Origin of the sequence: Mesobacillus selenatarsenatis SF-1, from assembly GCF_000813125.1 — a bacterium.
In the GTDB taxonomy this organism is placed as follows: Bacteria; Bacillota; Bacilli; order Bacillales; family Cytobacillaceae; genus Mesobacillus; species Mesobacillus selenatarsenatis.
Genome location: NZ_BASE01000031.1, coordinates 38,655 through 57,809, shown reverse-complemented (window position 1 = coordinate 57,809; position 19,155 = coordinate 38,655). Strand labels below are relative to the sequence as shown.

The window sequence follows — 19,155 nt, the reverse complement described above, 5'->3', positions numbered from 1 at the left end:
TTGTCATTATAGAACCGGTCAATTCATAATGGAAATGCATTATAATTATACTGCAATGAGTATTTTGCATAGTTAAGTGAACAAAAAAAGAGTCAGGAACGACAAGTGTTCCTAACTCTTAATCTTGATATTTTTTATTGTTTCAACAAGTTTTTCCTTTTGTTCAACAGCCTTTCCTATTTCGTATAAAGGCAGACTTTTGTCAGAGAAATACTTTTTCAATATTTCTGCTTGCTCAGGCGAAACAAATATAAGAAGGCCGCCGGAGGTTTGTGGGTCAAACAATAAAAACTCTTCTTCCCTCGATAATGCGTCTCTATGTCGAACGTTTTTATGGAAAGAGTAGTGGTTTTTGATGATTCCTTCTGGCACAGCTCCCTGTTCTAGCAAAGGAAAAACATCATCGAGATGCGGGATTTTATCATTATAAATTTCAATTGATACTCTGCTTTTCTCTGCTACTTCTGACAGGTGGCCTAAAAGACCGAATCCCGTCACATCCGTACAGGCATGAATATCTACCTCGAGAAATGCTGCAGATGCCTCACGGTTCAACGTCATCATCAGTTCCACCACTTCGTTTACTTGCTGTTCACTGGCCAGCTTATGGTCGATGGCAGTTGTGTAAATACCAATGCCCAGCGGCTTGGTTAGAAAAATTAAGTCTCCTGGCTTACCACCTGATTTGCTGATGAATTTACCACCCTCAGGGATGAAGCCAGTTACACTGAACCCATATTTGGGGGAATCGTCGATGGTATGGCCGCCAACAATGGCAACACCGGCTTCCATCGCTTTATCTGCTCCACCCTTGATCATAGTTTCAAGGTAGCTTAGAGGCAGGGATGAAATCGGGAATTCAATGATATTTAACGCATACTTAGGGATCCCTCCTTTTGCGTATATGTCGCTGAGGGCATTCGCAACTGCAATTGCACCAAATTGATAGGGGTCATCCACGATAGGTGTTATGATATCGACAGTTTGCAGGAGGGTTTCATTTTGATGGGTAAAAGCAAACACATCTTCCCCAATGCCTGCAATAATTTTTTGATCAGATGAATCTGGTAAATTACGCAATACTTGCGCAAGGTCTGAGGACCGTATTTTACATGCTCAGCCAGATCCTGAAGAATAAGAGGTTAACGCAATATTAGGATTATGCATACTCTTCTCCTTTGTTTTTAATAACTTCATCATACCATGATAAGATTCCGGGGTGTAAATATGGATTTCCACCAATTAAAGAGTTTTTACTATGTAGCCAACTACCTTAATTTTTCAAAAGCTGCAGAAAAGGTTTCCCTTAGCCAGCCTGCCGTTTCCAGGCAAATTGAAGCATTGGAAGTCTATTATAAGCTTTCTCTCTTTAATCGAAGTGGCAGGAAGGTTGAATTAACAGACGCAGGACGGAGATTGCTCCAATATACCGAAAAAATCCTTTTGCTGACAGAAGAAACAGAAAAAGCCATGATGGCCCTTACCAACCTGGAGACTGGTGATATTAGAGTGGGAGCATGCACGACTGTTGGCAACTATATTCTGCCCGCTTTAATTGTCGATTTTCAAAACAAATATAAAAAAATAAAGGTAGATTTAATAATTGATCATACAGATTCTATCATTGAAAAATTAAAAAAAGGAGAATTGGATGTAGCTATTACTGCTTATGGAAATAATGATCCATTATTAACATATAAGCCAATTTTGAAAGATGAAATAATATTCGTTACTGACAGAGGTTTCAGACTGGATGGTGTATCTTCTATCCATCAATTGAAAAATGAGTTATTCTTTTTAAGAAAAAAAGGCACAAATACAAGGGGACTTATTGATTTACTGTTTGAATCACATGGGTTCCAACCAACTAAGCTGCTTGAATTCGATACAAACGAAGCAATCATGAGAGCACTTAAAAATGGAAGAGGAATTGGTATCCTGCCACAGCTTGTTATTACGGATAAACTGCAATCAGGACAGATAGAAAGGTATGAAATTAACGAAAGAAGCCAAAGAAGCTTTTCAGTCATATCACCAAGAGAAAAATTTATCAGTCCTTCTCTTTTGATTTTCAGCAATTATATAAAGAAGAATATATTTGCTTACAGTTAAAGAATAACAAGTTTTGCACATTTTATAGAGGCATAAACAAAAGGGAATTTAGTTAATCATATTAGATTCTATAGAAAAATTTAAATTCTTCTTTAACTAAACTGCGTCGTCGTTACTTTAAGTACATTTTTTTCACAAACTCTAAAGACTTAAATGTGATTTGCAAAAATCTGCCCCGTTTAAAGAAGACTGGTAAACAGCCTGTCATTCCTTGACACTTTTTGTCATTCAGTGATATGAAATGTGTCTCTACAATTTTTGGCTGTATTCATATTAAATCTACTAGGTAATTCTAATGCGAGAATATTCGATTTAATAACAAGAAAACGGACTAGATAAAAATACTCAGAGCAAACCAAATGCCTTTTAAGTATTTGGTTTGTTAATTGCTAACTTACTTTTGTTTTGTTTCCAAAGGTGAAGATTAACAGAATCTTTTTGTTCCTTTTTTATTTCAACTATAAAAGTTGGTATGTACTCAAATTTTAGAGGACAATAATAGTAAGTATTCTCATTAAATTCGCTCTGCTGAAAGTGTTCTAACCAACAATAGAAATAGTTAGTTATAACCATCCCATAAATTTTATTAATTAACCATAAAACTAATTTGCGAGTTCTATATTTTTCATCAATAGAGGATATCGTTGCATAAAAAAGCCTTTCAAAAAAACCATGTTCTTGGTAGGAATAAACTTTAAAATTAAGGTAAGTATCATGAATCTTTGGTCTTTTTTTGTCTACTTCAGAAATATTACTAAGCCCCTCAATAAATTTTCTCCAATGAACATAGGCGTTAGCGTATGGACACTTTGGCTTAACAGGATGTTTCCTAATATTAAATTCTATACATTGTTTGTGTTTAAATAATATGGTAGCTTTAAGGTGCCTAACAAATGAATGAAAGGTTTTTAGAGTAGACAAGTACAGTATTTTAAAGTCGTTTTCAGTAAAATTGAATTTCTCCTCATTATTATTTGCTTTTGGACTACTGAAAGTAAGTAACTCTTCATTACCTATATTCTCATTACATTTATTAAATAAAATGTAATTATACTTCTCTAAAGCAGCCTCTCGGACAATAAATACACCAGGATCAAAATAAAGAATTATATTTCCTTTATTTGATTTATTTTCAATTAATTCTTTTGTAATACTGCAGCTTGACTGAAATTTTTTTACTGTTTGCCATTTCATTTTAGCATCAAAAAACAAATGAACTTTTTCGCTTGACTCTACATCTCTATTTAATTCTTTAAGTTGAAAATTACTATTAAGAGAATCATCAACTATAATACTCTTTTTATGGTTAGTGATGGCCAAAGGTATTTGATGAAAAGGGCAGTAACTTAAGAATTTATATTGATGGAATATGCTATGATAATTAAACTCTATACATTTTTTGCAAGTTGTAACTTCCTTTCTAAACAACTTTTCAAATGGGAAATTATTAATAGGCAGTCCAGCAGTGATTAATTTAACTAAGTTCAACTGATGTTGACAGATATCATAACCAATTAATATATTCGGTACTGAATTAAATCTAGAAAAAAATATTGAGTGATTGTTATCTGAAACAATTTTATCACTGGTGAAAAGATTTAAAATTTCTTTATTGCTAACATTGTTTGCTTCCTTTATCTTTTCAAAAATACTCCATATAGACTCAAACTCATTAATCCAGCTATTATTCCAGTTTAATAAAGATTTTTTCTTTATATCCTTCTCAATAATTATAATTGAACTCATATGTTCCTCCCCCTCACTATGATTATTGACAGCCGGAGGTGAAGAAATACAAAAAACTGCTGAAAATTTTCAGCAGCATAAAATATATTTAATTTTTTCTTCTTGAATCCAATTTCTCTATTGCTAGTTTCCTTGGATTATAATTTTTTTCAGAAGTTTTAATTCTTCTTTGTTTCACACTTTTATTCGGACAAAGTTCACTATATTTCGTAATTAATTTACTATAATCAGGTATATAATCCACCCAATAAATCTTGTCGCAATTGTCTAACCTAGAATTCACTATTAAGATTTGATTTAAATTTTTATATTTAATGTAATCAACACTAGTATTTTCTCTATTTTTTGTAGATAAAGAGTTTAGCAAACTATTAAAATGATGTGAATATAAATGGGCAATTACTCTATTAATAACCCATTCTAATTTAGGTACATTAAAATTAAAATTGTCTGATCGAATCAAATCTTTTGTCATAGTAAGAATTAAGTTTCTATCAATTCTATTTGCAATATCAAATCCTCGGTCATTTATTCTGTCTTCATAGGCATATCGATTATCAACACTTGTTGCTTCATTAAAACCTTGTAGATTTTTTCTGCTTTCTAGGTATGCGAAAGCTACCGGGCAAAAAAAGGAATTATCTTCTTCGCTCACTCTTAGATGATTCTTCATTCGCTTAAGGCAACTTCGGTGATATTTATAGACCTCTTTACGAATTTTCCTACTGATGGCTTTTATCGTTTGCCTGGTGGATAAAAATATTTCATCTATTACATTTAAATAGGGATTTCTATAGGGAAAACTATCGAGAAGTAATAATGGAACCATATTTCCTTTAATATTTGAAAAAGATATTGAACCATTAGAAACCATCCTACCACTTTTAATATGCGGTATGTCAGAAACTAAAGTTATCATTTTTTTCAAAAGATTATTTTGTAAAGGAAAGTCTTTATGGTGTAAAAAATAGGTTCCTTGTAACACTTTTAACTCTTCTTCATTTAACGTTAACCAGCTTCTTAGTTCTATTGATTTTATATCTTCCATTCTCGGGCTATACCAGTTAGGGAATAACTCGTCATTCTCTTCTAAGTATCCATTTCCACAATTACAATGAAATGGAGGGGTAGCTTTATTGGTTATTTCATAACCAAAGTCATTTCGGTACCATCTGCTACAACGTTCACAAGCTTGAATAAGTTTTTGATTATGAAAAGGACATTCGTCAATTATTTTAAGTTGATGAATAATACTATGATATCCTTTTTTAATACAAGTTGGACAAATATAAAGGCTGTTATGAAAGTATTTATTTACATTTGTTTTTCCATCAAAAAGTGGTTTGCAAAGCATATCAATAAGATTATTATTATATTCTTTTATGGAAAAACCGAAATAATGTTTGAATTGTTTATCATCAATTCCTTTTAAGGTCAATAACTCCCGGTGATTCCAACCTATATTTGATTTCAATCCCTTAACATGTGCTGTTCCACATATTTTTAAAAGTTCTTTTGAGGGAATTAGGTTTGCATGCTTGATTTTTTCAATAATGCCCCAAGGAGATTCAAAGTCGGCTATCCACTTAATATCCCATGTCAACCTTGTGCATAGTGTTTCTGTAGGTTCTAGATGTATGCGATTCAAAATAGGTTCAACCCTTTTACCACAGTCTATATTAATTAGATAGCACTATATAATTCAGATTCTATATAACTTGAGTACGTAATAGCATCGATCCATTGAGTTTTTGAAATAGAGCTCAAATCCTCACCTTCAACACCATATTTCTTTAATGCATATTCAATGGCTAAAGTTAAATATTGCATAGGGATTTCAAATCGAGAACTTAGTCCAGCTTCTCTTCTCATTTCTGTATAAATTTCCATCAACTCATCAGTATAATTTGCCAATCTAAATCCATTTACAAACGCATCAGGAAAATAATATTTAGTAAAGCTGAATCCACTATTTGCAGGGAATTCACAATCTTCATCATATCCTAGTAGGCATTCATACATATCTGACCGGTTACATACCCCCTCAAATTTATGTTGTTGTACCATAAACCTACCAATTATCTGAGCTTGACCTAATTCAAGAAAGACAGACCTCTGATCGAGTAACTCTTGCTGTCCTACTAAAAAAACCGTTAAAGAGACACCGAATCTGTCTAACTCGTTATTTATATCCATTAGCCACCCATACTGTATTTCGTGTAATCTTTGTGCATCATCTATGAAAAGTACTATTCTTTTTTGTCGAGAGACTTCAGCTTCTTGAATTAGAAATTTAAGCAATCTTTGTCTTTTAACATTTGCCTTTCCAGAAAAAGGAATTCCGTGCCCAACATCGATTAAAAGATCTTCAAAAAATACAGCTTCATTTGGGTTTTTATACTTTCGACAAGTAATAAAATAAATTGGTAAACCCTCAAATTCATTGGGAAGGATATGAGTCAGATACTTAATTGCTCTTGTTTTTCCTAGTCTGGGTCGACCGTAAATTATTGCACCAGGAAAACGGTTATTTAAACACTGCTGTATTTTAAAATATAGCTTTTGGATTTCATTTGTTGCCAGCAAATATCTACCTGTTTCAATCGGATGGCTACCATTTGGTATTATTGGACGATCTAAGTCTTGAGGAGCTTGAATTTGATTTGCTTGTTCCATAATTATTACCTCGACAATTCATTAAAAGGTTAATGTTCTCTTTAATCTTTTTTTATTTTCTACTTCAACACTTGGCATCTTATCTTTAGTATTTATTTTAATGGGACTTACATTGTTTAATTTAGGCGGATTAACCTTTTTCCTCTCGGATGTCTCTGGTATGTTTTTGGCTACTTCCTGTTCATTGGCTAAAGTTTTTTCTAACGAATTTAATTTATTTCTATATCTTTTATGTGTGATCGCTTTTTCTTTTAAATACTGTTGAAAAGCCCTAATCGGGTCATCTTTTGTGGTAAAGTGAATGAGTTTTTTATTTCTCAAACTAAAAATCTCTTTTCTTAAAGCCAGGCTATGCTTTGTTTTACCCCAATAACCGCTTCCTACTAATTTTCCGAGTTCTGATCCATCTGGTAAATATGCAGTTAAAAACCTTACATCATCAATATTTATAACTAATTCCAGTGTTTTTCCTATTAAGCCTGGAGACCTTAGTAAAAGTTCATTTGTATATCTTACGTTTTCAAACTGAATATACGGTCTTCTTCCCTGCTCGATACTTCCCTTAACTTCCCGTTTAGCTTCAACGCATAAAAATGGAATATTATCTCGCTCTTCTTCGGGAAGTTGGCGAATAATTGGGTCTTTATTTATTCTGTGTTGTAATGCTTCTAATGGAGTTGAATAACTTGTTCCTTCATTAGGCGTAGAATTATAATCAGCAATTAACACATCTGTTAATTCTTCAAGATCGTTTATATTCATCTTAAATTTTAGTGCTTGTTTTTCTGGGTTATTTCTTCTAGGATCCTTAGGATTGCTGCCTGTTGTATTTATTAGTCGGTGGAACCCATTTTCCTCAAGTAATCCAAAAAATCTCTCTATCAAAGACCTTTTTGTTGGGGATTTAATTGGACCAGCGTTTACTCTGCAGTTTATGATTCTTTTTACTCTGTCCCTTACTATGATGGATAAATTGGCTTTTGCATTGTCATAATAAAATTCATCCCATAAAGCCCACTTTGATTCTTTTATAAGCCCGGAAGGTATTCCTCCATTTGGTGGATATTTTAAACCAGGAATAGTCAAGTTAAGAGGCTTCCAAGGTTCTATTGATTTTTTCACACATTGCAGAACATCGTTTGAATTGTACTCTTTATTTAACGAAATGTGATATCCGAGAACTGCTCTTGATGCTACATCTATGATCACTAATAACCAAATTCGATCTAAAACCTTAGTAACTTCATCTCCAGAAGGTGTTTCAAAAGTTAATGAGAGGGATAGATCAATTTTGTGTCCGTCAAATTGGACCCTCTCGTATGGTTTTAAAAGGGTAGGTGCTTGTTCGTTAAAGTGACTATTAATATTATCATGATGTTCATTTTCACTGTTGTATCTATAGCTTGCATCAGACATTTTATCTTCTTCTAATTTTTGAAGATAGCTATATAAAGATCTTCTTGCCAACTCTTTCGTGTTAAAGGGGTAATCAAAAGGCGCTTTTAATCCTAACTCTCTACATTTCTCAATAAACCTTTTATGTATTCTGTTTTTTTTCATAACAGGGTCGGTTAGAGACTTATTCTTATTTTTGAAGAATAAAGTATCGATTAATTCTTGCAATACTGGATAGGTTTTTAACAACAGTGCAAATGCTCCAGTCTGCTGATTATAGTGCTTCTTTGATGTAGAGTTTGGTAACTCTTTTCTGTTATATTGTTTGATTGTCTTTCCAGGTATTAATGCATTAAATCCGTAAATTATCCCAAACTTATCTTCATATAAGCACTTCTTGAAAAAATTATTAATTTCTTTCCTATCTATGCCAGTCTCTATCTTTATTTCTTTAAGAGAATCGCCTTTTATAAACATCTCTACAGCTTTTTTTCTTTTTTTATAAGTCTCCAAATCTTGTTCGGGCATGATATTTAAATTTGCTCTTGGCCATTTGGTTGTATTTAATAATTCGTTATCGTATGATTCTGTGATTCTTCTTCTGGACAATGGAGCCACACCTCCGTATTTATATTTATTGGTTTTGAGTTTAAATTGGATGCTATTTTGTTATTGAATATTAAGCTATAAAGAGCAACTATGATTCTTTGCTCAGTAATCGAGTCGTTTAATTCATTCAGGACCGTTTTTATTGTCCTTTTCTCAAAAGATAGACATTTACTAACTTTATGTATATCTAAATCTATGGGGTTAGAACTAGAGAGATAGGGGATTATCCGCTTTGCATTATTTATTAATAGTTGATTTTTTAATAGATATGAATAATCTTTTACCTCTAATTGTCTGTTATTTTCCTTGCACCATTTTGCTAAAAAGGTAATTTCTCTTTTTTGTTTCTCACTTTTGCTTGCTTCAATAATTACAATGCTTTCCTGTCCATTTTTGTATTTTAGCCAGAAGTTAGGGATAACTTCAATTTTTTTCTTATTTAAAACACCCGATATCACTAAAGGACGTTCACAAAATGATATTATTTCATGGTTTATTTCAATCAGCAGCCATAATTCATAATTAGCTTGTCCAAGATAGCAGACATCACGTTTTAATTTAGGACTATAGGCCTCCCAATAATTCTTATAAAACGAGCTGTTCCTCATTATAGGATGCGGTTCATACAATTGTCACACCTCAATTCATAAATTACATATAGCTTACTCTAATTTCAAATAACTATGAACATATAAAGTTATGGGAAATACTCAATTTATTTCCTCATTGTTTTTGTTTCTTATTCGTTCCTTCAATTGGTTGCTTCTTTTGAAGGCCTTCCCTCTTTTTATACCTTCTAAATAAACCTCAGGATGACTAGATAAGATTAGTCTGATCTCTTCTTCTGTTAAGTAAATAGAATGCTTAGTTAATCTGATTTCTATGAATTTCAAAATATAACCTCCTCTCATTTTATTCTCATATTTTCCAATTTTTTAAGTGTTTATACTTGCTTTAACTTTGGTCAAAAAGAAAAACGTCTACAATTTAGTAGACGTTTGATAATTTGTTTAAATTAATGGTTACTTATTAATTCGTTAACTCCTTTACAAACAAGGAATAGATAGCCATTTTGTGTTTAAAAGATTCAATGCCACCTTCAAGACAGTTTACAATAAGTTTTGCGATTTTTTCATCAGAAGGATACCCTTTATTTTCAATCCAACCTTTACTATTGTTTGAATCCATAATAATAACTTGTTCTGTATCGGAATTGGTAACAATTGTTGAATTATGAGTTACAATTATCACTTGTCTATTGTTTTTTATCTGTTTTAAACTTTCTACTAAATTTTTATAAATATATTGATTATCTAGGTTATCTTCAGGTTGATCTATCACAAGAGGAGTGTTATCCATAGTATAATAACCATAATTAAATAGGAATGTTAAAACAGCTACAACTTTTTGCCCAAGGGACATTTCTGTTATATCTTTCATTAAAGAACCACTGGTACTTGTTAATTCTTTTGAATTCACATTAAATCTCAACGTGAATTCATCAATAACTTCAAACCAACTAACTAAAGTATCTTCAATTAATTTCCTATTAGAAGAAATTTTTTTGTAGATTTCTTTATATAGTTCAAACTTGTTTTTTTCATTCACTTCTAAGATTTCCGATACAATATCTGAGTATTTAATTTCATTTTTATTAGCAAAAAAAGAAATACCCAGTTTCCTATCTAAACCATGGAAATCTTTTTTTAATAACAATTTTAGAAACACTAAAAAACCATATTTCTTTGAAAATTCCTGGATATAACGAGCCACATTATCCCAATTTAAATAGGTATTTAGAATTCTTTGATTAGAGCTAATGTTTTCTAACAAATTGTTCAGATAATAATTATCCTCTTTTAATTTTGGAGAATAAACTATCTCCAGCAAATTTTCAAACTCATCATTGAATCCACTTATTTGTTTATTGATTTTTTCTTTTCTTTGATTTACAGCAATTAACATTAGGTCTATATTTTCTCGAACATATTTATAAAAACTTCTATCAGAAATTGTTTTAATACTTGTCAATATGTTTGAGAAACTATCTCCCTCTAAACGGAAAAGTACCATATCCCTAATAAATTCATCCACTTTTCCGAGATTTATTTTGTTTATGATATTATTAATTGAATATGACCTTCTATATATATTGGTTAATATTTTGAATGAATCATCTGAATCAAGTTTTACAAAACTATTTCTATCGACTTTATATAGAGATACCCAGTTTGGGGATAGGTGTATCTTACCTTCAAGATTATCAAGCAAAGCGTTCTGTAAAAAAATATTATCTATATAATATTCGCGTTCAAGATCCTTTGTTTGTGGCACAAATTCTAAAATATAATCATTTTCTCTATAATAAAAAAGAATATATATCTTCTTATGTCTTGAGATAAATTCCAGCTTTTTAATGTCATTAACTTCTAAAGTTAATGCAACCTCTATTATATTAATAATTGTACTTTTTCCGGTTCCTCTACCACCAATAATGCAATTTAAATCTCTGGAGAAATCAATACTAAAGGCTTCCTCAGTAGTTTTGGTAGGCTTATTTATTAGAAAGCCTGCATCACCAGGATAAGCTACCATACCTTTAATGAAAATGTTAGATTTGTTAGGTTTTATTTTATAAATATTTATAGGATGATTTTGAAAGGATTTTTTTAAAGAAGCGAAGTTCACCTTATTAAATTTCACCCAAGTATTCTTCACGCCTAAAGTGTCAATAGAATGAGAATCGCTTTCAAATATTACTCCTAGACGCTTAGAAGCTACTTTATCATGATGCCATATTCTATTTCTTTGTGCGTCTTCACTTCCTAAGTTTGTTAGTCCAAAAACATGCATTAGGTTAGAGGAGAATAATGTTTTATTATACAATCCACTTCCATGAAGATTACTAGTATTTAAATGAGCAATATAAGCAAGTCCATCTAAAACTCCTGTAATCTCTTTTATGATATATTCACCAGTATAATATGTTCCTTCTTCCTCACTAATAATGATCTCATCAAGGAAACTTTGGATTTTGTCGTATTTATGTTCGTTAAATATAGCTATAAGATGATTCTGCTCCGAGCAAGAGATCTCAACACCAAGAAATAAATATACTGGATTCTTTTTATTATTAAATTTCTTTATTCTTTGTTGATAGTACTCTTCTAACGCATATTTTAATTTTTGAAATCCTTGAATTGTATTATGGTCAGTAATAACAGCCACTTCAATGTCTTCTTGATACATTTTATGCGCGATTAACATATACGCTAAATATTCTTTAAAAGAATGAAATGGCTTTCCACTCAGCTTAAGTTCTTTAAAGTAATCTTCACTTGTATAGTGATCCATATTCCGTATTAATTCTTCTTTATTACTATTTGTTAAATATCCTATTAAAACTGAAAAATTAAGAATTTCATCTAAAGATAATGTATGGTAGTTACTTCCTTTAATAAGTTCATAATCGTAAGAAGCTGGTGTATGGAAATGAAATTCACATTTTTTTAATTCACCGTAGCTTTTTCTTTTTGAATTGATCATATCAACAATACCAGATAGATAATCGTATTCCACCCCCGAAAAACTACCCCCTCTAAAATTCATAATACTTATTTTACCATATAAATTTTAATCTTTATTTTATTACTTTTAATATTGTATATAGTTTATATCCACTATTAATTATGGGGAAATTTAATTCAAGCCCATGACGGTACTTATAAAATATCACAAAACTAAAAGTAAAAAATTACACCGTATTATTTTAAATAAATTCATTAAAAAATTTAAGTTATGTATGTAGGGTCTTTTTCTTCATTATATTATTATGTAGGTATATTCTCTTCATTAAATAAATGAAGAGAATATACCTACATAACAAAAAGAATCTTGTTCTCTAAGCGTTTTCCTTATATTCAAATGTAGGACGATTTTCTTCAACGTACATCCCGACTTTACTAAAAAGAAACACGAAAAATCATCTGCACCTGTGGCTGATCATTTTTCGTGTTTTTACTGTGCTTCTATTCCTCTATCTTATGCGAAACAAAATCACTATGTTGAGTTACATTCGTATATGTTGATCTTCCTAAATAAAGCGGAATCGTGAGCTCATCGAAATTTGGCATGCCGTTTTCTAGGAATTTATCTGGATCCTTGTAAAATTGTACGATATTTGCAACAAACCAATCGTGGTCACCGTAACTATGACGGTCTATGACTTCACATTCATATGCTATATATGCATCACGCAGTATCGGTGAATTCGTTGCTGATCCGTGATCGAAACTGATGTTCGCCTTTTCAAATTTGTTCACTTTTGACCCCGTATACACACCTGCTTGCTGAATAAGAGCAGAATATTCAAATGGCACAAAATTAATGGCAAATTTGCCTTCAGATTTTATGAGCTGGTAAGTATGACGTTCACGGCCGATGGCAACTCCGTAAATTGGCGGCTCGTAAGATATGTAGGAATGCCAGCCAGCAGCCATGATATTATTTTCTCCGTTATGATTAACCGTCACCAGTGCGACCATTCCTGGATAACTATGCATTACAGTTTGATTGATTAATTGAATCATTATGTATGTCCCTCCTTTTTATGTATAGCGCTGTATTTCTTAAGAAGCATGGGCAACTGTCTATTTTTCCTATTTTAATACCGTCATATTTTTAGTCACATATCCTATATTGAATATATTATAGGAGGTTGCTCAATGAATTATCCTCAAACTTATCTTCACAGAAAAGATCAGCAGAACGATGAAAGGATTATACCTTTATTGTTCCTTGCTGCTGCCGCACCTGCATTTTATGGCGGTTATGGATTCGGTGGTCCCTGGTATGGTTACGGACGTCCTGGGTACTGGTACGGCCGCAGACCATGGTATGGATTTGGCCGACGTCCCTGGTATGGATACGGTCGTCGTCCCTGGTATGGCAGACCATGGTGGTAAGATAGCAAGTTAGCAAAAATACAAGGCTCTCCCTGTTTTTCAGGGAGTTTCTTAGTTTTATTAAACAAATTTACTCTATTATAGCAAAAAACTGAAATTTCGTATTGCGAAGTAAATTCAAAATCTTTAAAATTAAACAGAATAACTATACTACCTCATGATTAAGGGAGATTCTATGAACCGCAAAGTTTTTCTTTATGTAAAAGCATTTTCAGATCTAGGAACCTTTATGGATTTAATCGCAATCAATGTTTTGATGTATATCGCTACCGGAAGTCCTGCCTGGCTTGCAGCCACCATGGCGTTCCGTACATTAGGCGGTGTTTTATCGAGCTTATTTTCAGGTGTTCTTGCTGACCGTTTTGACCGGAGAAAAATCATGATATGGACTGATGTTTTTCGTGCAATCATCATACTGAGCTTGATTCCCTTCCCTAATCCGGTAATGATATTGGTTGTCTGCTTCTTGATTGGTTTGACGAGCAGCTTTTTTGCTGTAAGCTACAGTGCTGAAATTCCGCAAATTTTCGGTCAGGACAAGGTTTTAGAGACGAATGCTCTTATCTCGAGACTTACATCGATCAGCTTAGTTTTTGGGTTCATTGGTGCTGGATTGATCACAGATTTTCTCGGTTACCAGGTTACCTTGATCATCGACGCTGCTACTTATCTAATATCTGCAGCAGTATTAATCAAAATCAAGTGGCAAACAACTGAGCCGGCAAATTCAGTTTTGATCACCAATGGATTTAAACAGAAAGTTTCCCAGATTGGTAGAGATTTAAAAGAAGTATATACTTTCATCCTTTCAGTGCCGATGTTATTGTATGTAAACATTGTTTTCCTAGTTGGTTCATTTGCCGGTGCCTCTCATAATCTTGGTATTCCTTTGCTGGCTGAAACAATTGATTCCAGCAAACAGAGCTTGATTTACGGGCTAATCTGGGGTGTCTGGGGAATCGGCTCTGTGCTAGCCACCGTTCTGCTGCCGAAAATGAAATTCCTGCAGGGTAACCACCTGTATCGTACATATTTTTTTGCAGCGATCTTGATGTCGACTGGCTTTATAACCTTTCTGTCAAATTTAAATATCTGGATTGTCCTTATGTTTGCGTTCTTTACCGGGATTTTTGATGCCTGCTTCACCACCCTGCACGCGACCATCCTTCAGAAAACAGAAAATTACATCAGGGGGAGAATATTTGGCGTTGGCATGCTGTTAAAATCATTAGGATTCGCACTTGGCTTTGTCGTTGCCCCGATTCTGTTAGAAGCTCTTTCATTGGCTAAAATGGTCTGGATTTTCCACGGAACTTTGATTACTTCAAGCTTTTTGGTGATGCTATATTCAAATGCTAATAGGAAAAAGTATAAGGAAGTAAATCAAAGTTTATAACTGAAAAAGGAACTCCTACTATTGCTGGAGTTCCTTTTGTTTAACTTTTAGCTTTTGTGTCGCCCATGAAGACAAGAGTGAAATCTTCAATAAAAGCTGGAATGTCTGCTTCCATGCCTATCCAATCCAAATTCTCTTCTGGTTCCTGCTCAGGCTTGGGCCTGAAGTCAGCCATACTTTTACCCCTGGCGCGCCCAAACAATTCTACTGATACTCGTCTTGGCAAATATTTCACAAGATTTTTGTTCACCAGGGCACTCAAGGTGATCACATCATGGAGCGGCGCCCCCTGGATGCCCGGAACATTCTTTTTATACGCATCAAAGTAATAATCATATACAGGTTTAATTAGATCCTTAAAAGGAGACTGGCTGTTTTGTGCAAGATAGTCTATTACTGCTGGGGGAATGATGGCTTTATTAGTGATATTTAAAGGATGTAGAAATACATTTCTTGCCTTTTCCAGCACCTGATTAGCCGCAATCGGATCGGCATAGAAATTTGCCTCAGCTTCGGCTGTGACATTGCCAGGTACGAGGAACGCTCCTCCCATGATATAGACAGCACTCACTGTTTTGAACGCTTCCTCGCCATATAAGATAAATGGGATCGCCAGTTCCGTTTGTCTTCCGACTCCGACGATTACAAGATTATCATGATACTGGTTAACAATATCAAGGATTTTGTCAATATCATAAACCTCTACTTCCCCCAAATCCTCTGGGGGTCTGATGGGACCAAGCCCCTCTGGTCCATGTATTTCCGGATAAAAGGTAGCCAGTTCACCAGATAAAGGGCCCGATGCACCTGCAATGATCGGTATATCCTCTCTTCCTCCCAGCTGCAATAAATAGGCTGTATTATTTATTGCCTGTTCTTTTGTGATATTTCCGTACCCGGTAACAACCCCCACAACATTTAGTTCAGGATGAAGCAAGGCATACATAAGGGCCAATGAATCATCTACCCCTGAATCCGTAAACAACAGGATATTATACATAGCAACCCACCCTTTTTTTCATGTTACCTATTTTATGAAATATAACTCCTTCTGATACTCCTTCCATTATTTATGTTCAGAAAATAGGGATATGACATTCTTAACCGATTGATTCCCTTATTTTTTTACAAAATATTGTCTGTCGTCCTTCCTGCTCATTTTCCTCGAAAAAGAGAATCTTCCACTCTCTGAATTCTTTAATGAGCTCATTCGACTCTAGCTTAAATTGATTTGAAATATGCTCGTTCGCTGCTGCTTTTTGTTTGTAAAACGTTTCGAAGAATAAATATCCATCATCTTTGATCACTTGTTTTACTAGTGGAAATAGAGAACGTTCCAGATAATATGTCATTACCGCTAAATCGTATTTACGGGTCGTTAAATCGGTTCTTTCTTTTGTAAGATCGGCCACTTTAGTTGTAATATTCAACCCTCGTTTGGCTGCCTGCTCTTGAACATAGTTAATAGCAATGTCAGAAATATCAATAGCTGTCATGTCATAGCCTAGCTCTGCCAGGAAGAAGCTATTGCCTCCCAGTCCAGAGGCCAAGTCGATTGCAGTCCCTCCGTTTAGGTAAGAAGCCATCTGTAGCAATCTTTTATTTGGTTCTGGAGAAGCCTGGTTAGTCAGCTTATCCATATATTTTCGATTCCATTTATCTTGAGTGTCCACTATATATCACTGCCTTCCGAATGGAGTTATCAAAAATATACCATATATGAATTATCTCCTCGTTTTACACTTAGTTTTTATAATATTCTGAAAACATATTGCTAAATCACTCAAAAATAGTCATACTTTAATTGTAACAAAATATTTATAATTATCAGTTATTTTAGTAAGCGCTTTCATATCTTATTATTTTTATTAGGAGGAGATCAGATGTCACTCACGAGAAAAATCCTTTATGGTATGGGATTGGGTATTATTGTTGGTCTTATTTTTAACTTAGCATTGCCTGGAGTGTTCGAAACAGTCAATAGTTATGTATTTGTCCCTCTTGGAAAAATCTTTGTCAATTTGATTAAAATGCTTGTTGTCCCTATTGTCATCGTTTCTCTTATACTAGGAACTGCGGGCATTAGTGATCCTAAGAAGCTCGGCAGGATCGGCGGCAAGACGATTTCTTTCTTTCTCGTGACCACCGCAATTGCATTAGTTTTGGCGATTGGAATGGCACTTCTGGTTCAACCAGGTTCAGGCAGCTTCCAATTGGATGGCGCAAGTTTTGAAGCTGCTGAGGCACCGCCGGTTATTGAAACATTATTGAATATTATTCCTGCCAACCCTCTTGGTGCTATGGTTGAGGGCTCCATGCTCCAGGTCATCGCATTTTCAATTATCATTGGCTTTGGTATCGCAAGAGTTGGTGAAAAAGCATCTGGACTGATCAAACTGGTCGAACAGGCAAACGATGTACTGATGTATTTAGTTCAGGCGATCATGAAATTTGCACCATACGGCGCTTTCGGTTTGATTGCCACAGCAATCGGCAGCCAGGGACTTGAGGCAATCACAGCAATGGGTAAATATATGTTCGTGGTTTTGTTCGTCCTGCTGCTACACCTTGTGATTACTTATGGGTCAGCAGTATCTTTGCTCGGAAAACTGAACCCGATTAAATTCATCAAAGAATTCTCACCAGCTATGATTGTTGCATTCAGTACATCTAGTAGTGCAGCGACCCTGCCTATTTCGATGAAAACATTGCAAAATAATCTCAAAGTTTCCAAAAGTGTCAGTGGTTTCGTGCAGCCGCTGGGAGCCACGATTAATATGGATGGAACAGCCATCATGCAAGGGGTTGCCACCATCTTCATTGCCCAGGTATATGGAGCCGAACTTGGACTGGGTCAATTATTGACTGTCATATTGACTGCGACCCTGGCAAGTATAGGAACAGCTGGTGTCCCTGGAGTGGGATTGATCATGCTTTCTATGGTATTAACTTCAGTAGGCTTGCCTGTTGAAGCCATAGCTCTAGTGCTGGGGGTTGACCGTCTCCTTGATATGTGCAGAACAGCTGTAAACATTACCGGGGATGCTGCTTGCGCCGTCTATGTTGCCCGCTCTGAAGGGGAAACTTTAGAAGAAGTTGAAATAGACGAGAATGTTACTGCATAATTTCTAAACTGTTATGAACAGCTGCTCAATTGATATTGAGCAGCTGTTTTATTTGGCCTTCTTGAAAACTATAAAGCTTTCCGTTACAGTTCATGCGTGTCACAATATTCATCAATCAACTTTTCGATCTGATCAAGTTCAGGTCCTTCCCCATCAAAAGAAAATTTTATTTCTTCGATAAATTCCCCTTTATGGTATACATGAATAGCTCCATCCTGATTAATCACACTATATTCAGGTTCAAATACATAACCACTTCGTTCGATTGCTCCCATCCTTTTATCCCTCCTGCTTTGTATTCCTTTTTTGTATTCCCCAATGAGTGTCGATGATACCCACTTATAGCCTACTCCCCCGGGAGATAAGTTAAATCCTTTTACAATCCTGAATAAAGGGTAGATTATATACACGTGGCGTTATACAGATTTTAATGTGAGTAAGAGGTTTTATATAGAATTTTTAAGGAGGTAATCTGATGAAAGTACTTGTCGTAGGTGCTAATGGACAGATTGGCAAACAACTTGTTGGTCTGCTTAAAGAAAGTAGTGAACATGATGTAAGAGCGATGCTGAGAAAACCGGAACAAACTCAGGAGTTTGAAGAAAAAGGTGTAGAAACTGTAATCGCCAGTCTTGAAGGTACCGTTGAAGACATCACATCTGCCGCAAAAGGCTGCGATGCCATTGTGTTCGCAGCAGGTTCAGGAGGAAATACAGGTTTGGATAAAACACTGTTAGTGGATCTTGATGGCGCTGTGAAAACGGTGGAGGCTGCAGAGCAGGCTGGAATTGACCGGTTCATAATGGTCAGTGCCCTGCAAGCTCATAAAAGAGAGAATTGGTCTGAAGCCATTAAACCTTATTATGTGGCAAAACACTATGCTGATCGCGCTTTATTGCAGAGCAGCCTGAATTATACAATCATCAGGCCTGGAGGGTTACTCAACGAACCTGGTACGGGTAAAATTGAGGTTGCTGAGAACCTGAAAACTGGCACGATTCCAAGAGTTGATGTAGCAAAAACCATATTGGCATGCTTGAATGCGAAAAATACTTCCAAGAAATCCTTTGATTTAATTTCGGGAAAAATTGATATTTCTGAAGCGATTAAAAGTTTTTAATAGGAAGAACAA

At 34.4% G+C, this 19,155-nt stretch carries 17 protein-coding genes; 5 read left to right on the top strand and 12 right to left on the bottom strand.

Going from position 1 to position 19,155, the window contains the following annotated elements; translation table 11 throughout:
• Positions 1 to 111: 111 nt before the first annotated feature.
• Positions 112 to 1,107, bottom strand: coding sequence for a selenide, water dikinase SelD (selD, locus tag TY49_RS07270; protein WP_041965243.1), 996 nt, complete (start codon positions 1,105 to 1,107; stop codon positions 112 to 114).
• Positions 1,108 to 1,227: 120 nt separating this feature from the next.
• Between selD and TY49_RS07265 the strand changes: the two genes are divergently transcribed.
• The gene (locus TY49_RS07265; protein WP_041965242.1) at positions 1,228 to 2,112 is read left to right on the top strand and encodes a LysR family transcriptional regulator; all 885 of its coding nucleotides are present in this window, start codon (positions 1,228 to 1,230) and stop codon (positions 2,110 to 2,112) included.
• Positions 2,113 to 2,478: 366 nt separating this feature from the next.
• Here TY49_RS07265 and TY49_RS07260 read toward each other — a convergent pair whose 3' ends face one another.
• The 8 genes from TY49_RS07260 to TY49_RS07225 all read right to left on the bottom strand — a co-directional run bounded on the left by TY49_RS07260 (position 2,479) and on the right by TY49_RS07225 (position 13,127).
• On the bottom strand, positions 2,479 to 3,858 hold the full coding sequence (locus TY49_RS07260; RefSeq protein WP_041965241.1) for a hypothetical protein: 1,380 nt from the start codon (positions 3,856 to 3,858) through the stop codon (positions 2,479 to 2,481).
• Between the two features lie 88 nt (positions 3,859 to 3,946).
• Positions 3,947 to 5,506, bottom strand: coding sequence for a hypothetical protein (locus TY49_RS07255; protein WP_041965240.1), 1,560 nt, complete (start codon positions 5,504 to 5,506; stop codon positions 3,947 to 3,949).
• Between the two features lie 35 nt (positions 5,507 to 5,541).
• Positions 5,542 to 6,534, bottom strand: coding sequence for an ATP-binding protein (locus tag TY49_RS07250; protein ID WP_041965239.1), 993 nt, complete (start codon positions 6,532 to 6,534; stop codon positions 5,542 to 5,544).
• A 21-nt stretch (positions 6,535 to 6,555) separates the two neighbouring features.
• Positions 6,556 to 8,538 (bottom strand): TnsB C-terminal domain-containing protein, encoded by a 1,983-nt coding sequence (locus TY49_RS07245; protein ID WP_041965238.1) that lies wholly within the window; start codon positions 8,536 to 8,538, stop codon positions 6,556 to 6,558.
• Positions 8,493 to 9,167 (bottom strand): hypothetical protein, encoded by a 675-nt coding sequence (locus tag TY49_RS07240; RefSeq protein WP_041965237.1) that lies wholly within the window; start codon positions 9,165 to 9,167, stop codon positions 8,493 to 8,495. The genes TY49_RS07245 and TY49_RS07240 overlap by 46 nt, the downstream gene beginning before the upstream one ends.
• 81 nt (positions 9,168 to 9,248) lie before the next feature.
• Positions 9,249 to 9,431 carry a hypothetical protein gene (locus TY49_RS07235; RefSeq protein ID WP_041965236.1) on the bottom strand — a complete coding sequence of 61 codons (183 nt, stop codon included), beginning with the start codon at positions 9,429 to 9,431 and terminating at the stop codon, positions 9,249 to 9,251.
• A 136-nt stretch (positions 9,432 to 9,567) separates the two neighbouring features.
• Positions 9,568 to 12,117 (bottom strand): Spaf_1101 family AAA-like ATPase, encoded by a 2,550-nt coding sequence (locus TY49_RS25220; RefSeq protein ID WP_052442116.1) that lies wholly within the window; start codon positions 12,115 to 12,117, stop codon positions 9,568 to 9,570.
• Between the two features lie 449 nt (positions 12,118 to 12,566).
• Positions 12,567 to 13,127: a flavin reductase family protein gene (locus TY49_RS07225; RefSeq protein WP_041965235.1), complete on the bottom strand. Its 561-nt coding sequence runs from the start codon at positions 13,125 to 13,127 to the stop codon at positions 12,567 to 12,569.
• A gap of 135 nt (positions 13,128 to 13,262) precedes the next feature.
• Here TY49_RS07225 and TY49_RS24570 point away from each other — a divergent pair, with 135 nt between their 5' ends.
• Positions 13,263 to 13,502: a hypothetical protein gene (locus tag TY49_RS24570; protein WP_156972626.1), complete on the top strand. Its 240-nt coding sequence runs from the start codon at positions 13,263 to 13,265 to the stop codon at positions 13,500 to 13,502.
• 175 nt (positions 13,503 to 13,677) lie between these two features.
• Positions 13,678 to 14,898 (top strand): MFS transporter, encoded by a 1,221-nt coding sequence (locus TY49_RS07220; RefSeq protein WP_041965234.1) that lies wholly within the window; start codon positions 13,678 to 13,680, stop codon positions 14,896 to 14,898.
• Positions 14,899 to 14,938: 40 nt separating this feature from the next.
• Here the strand turns inward: TY49_RS07220 and TY49_RS07215 are convergent, their stop codons facing one another.
• Positions 14,939 to 15,898 (bottom strand): nucleoside hydrolase, encoded by a 960-nt coding sequence (locus tag TY49_RS07215; RefSeq protein WP_041965233.1) that lies wholly within the window; start codon positions 15,896 to 15,898, stop codon positions 14,939 to 14,941.
• A 100-nt stretch (positions 15,899 to 15,998) separates the two neighbouring features.
• Entirely contained in the window at positions 15,999 to 16,538 is a 540-nt protein-coding gene (locus TY49_RS07210) for a class I SAM-dependent methyltransferase (protein WP_156972625.1), read from the bottom strand.
• Positions 16,539 to 16,781: 243 nt separating this feature from the next.
• On the opposite strand from TY49_RS07210, the gene TY49_RS07205 reads away from it, so the two are divergent.
• Complete coding sequence (locus TY49_RS07205) at positions 16,782 to 18,023, top strand: dicarboxylate/amino acid:cation symporter (protein WP_041965231.1); 1,242 nt, start codon at positions 16,782 to 16,784, stop codon at positions 18,021 to 18,023.
• 83 nt (positions 18,024 to 18,106) lie between these two features.
• Here TY49_RS07205 and TY49_RS07200 read toward each other — a convergent pair whose 3' ends face one another.
• Complete coding sequence (locus TY49_RS07200) at positions 18,107 to 18,298, bottom strand: YbxH family protein (RefSeq protein WP_041965230.1); 192 nt, start codon at positions 18,296 to 18,298, stop codon at positions 18,107 to 18,109.
• Between the two features lie 200 nt (positions 18,299 to 18,498).
• Here TY49_RS07200 and TY49_RS07195 point away from each other — a divergent pair, with 200 nt between their 5' ends.
• Positions 18,499 to 19,143, top strand: coding sequence for an SDR family oxidoreductase (locus TY49_RS07195; RefSeq protein ID WP_041965229.1), 645 nt, complete (start codon positions 18,499 to 18,501; stop codon positions 19,141 to 19,143).
• Positions 19,144 to 19,155: the final 12 nt, after the last annotated feature.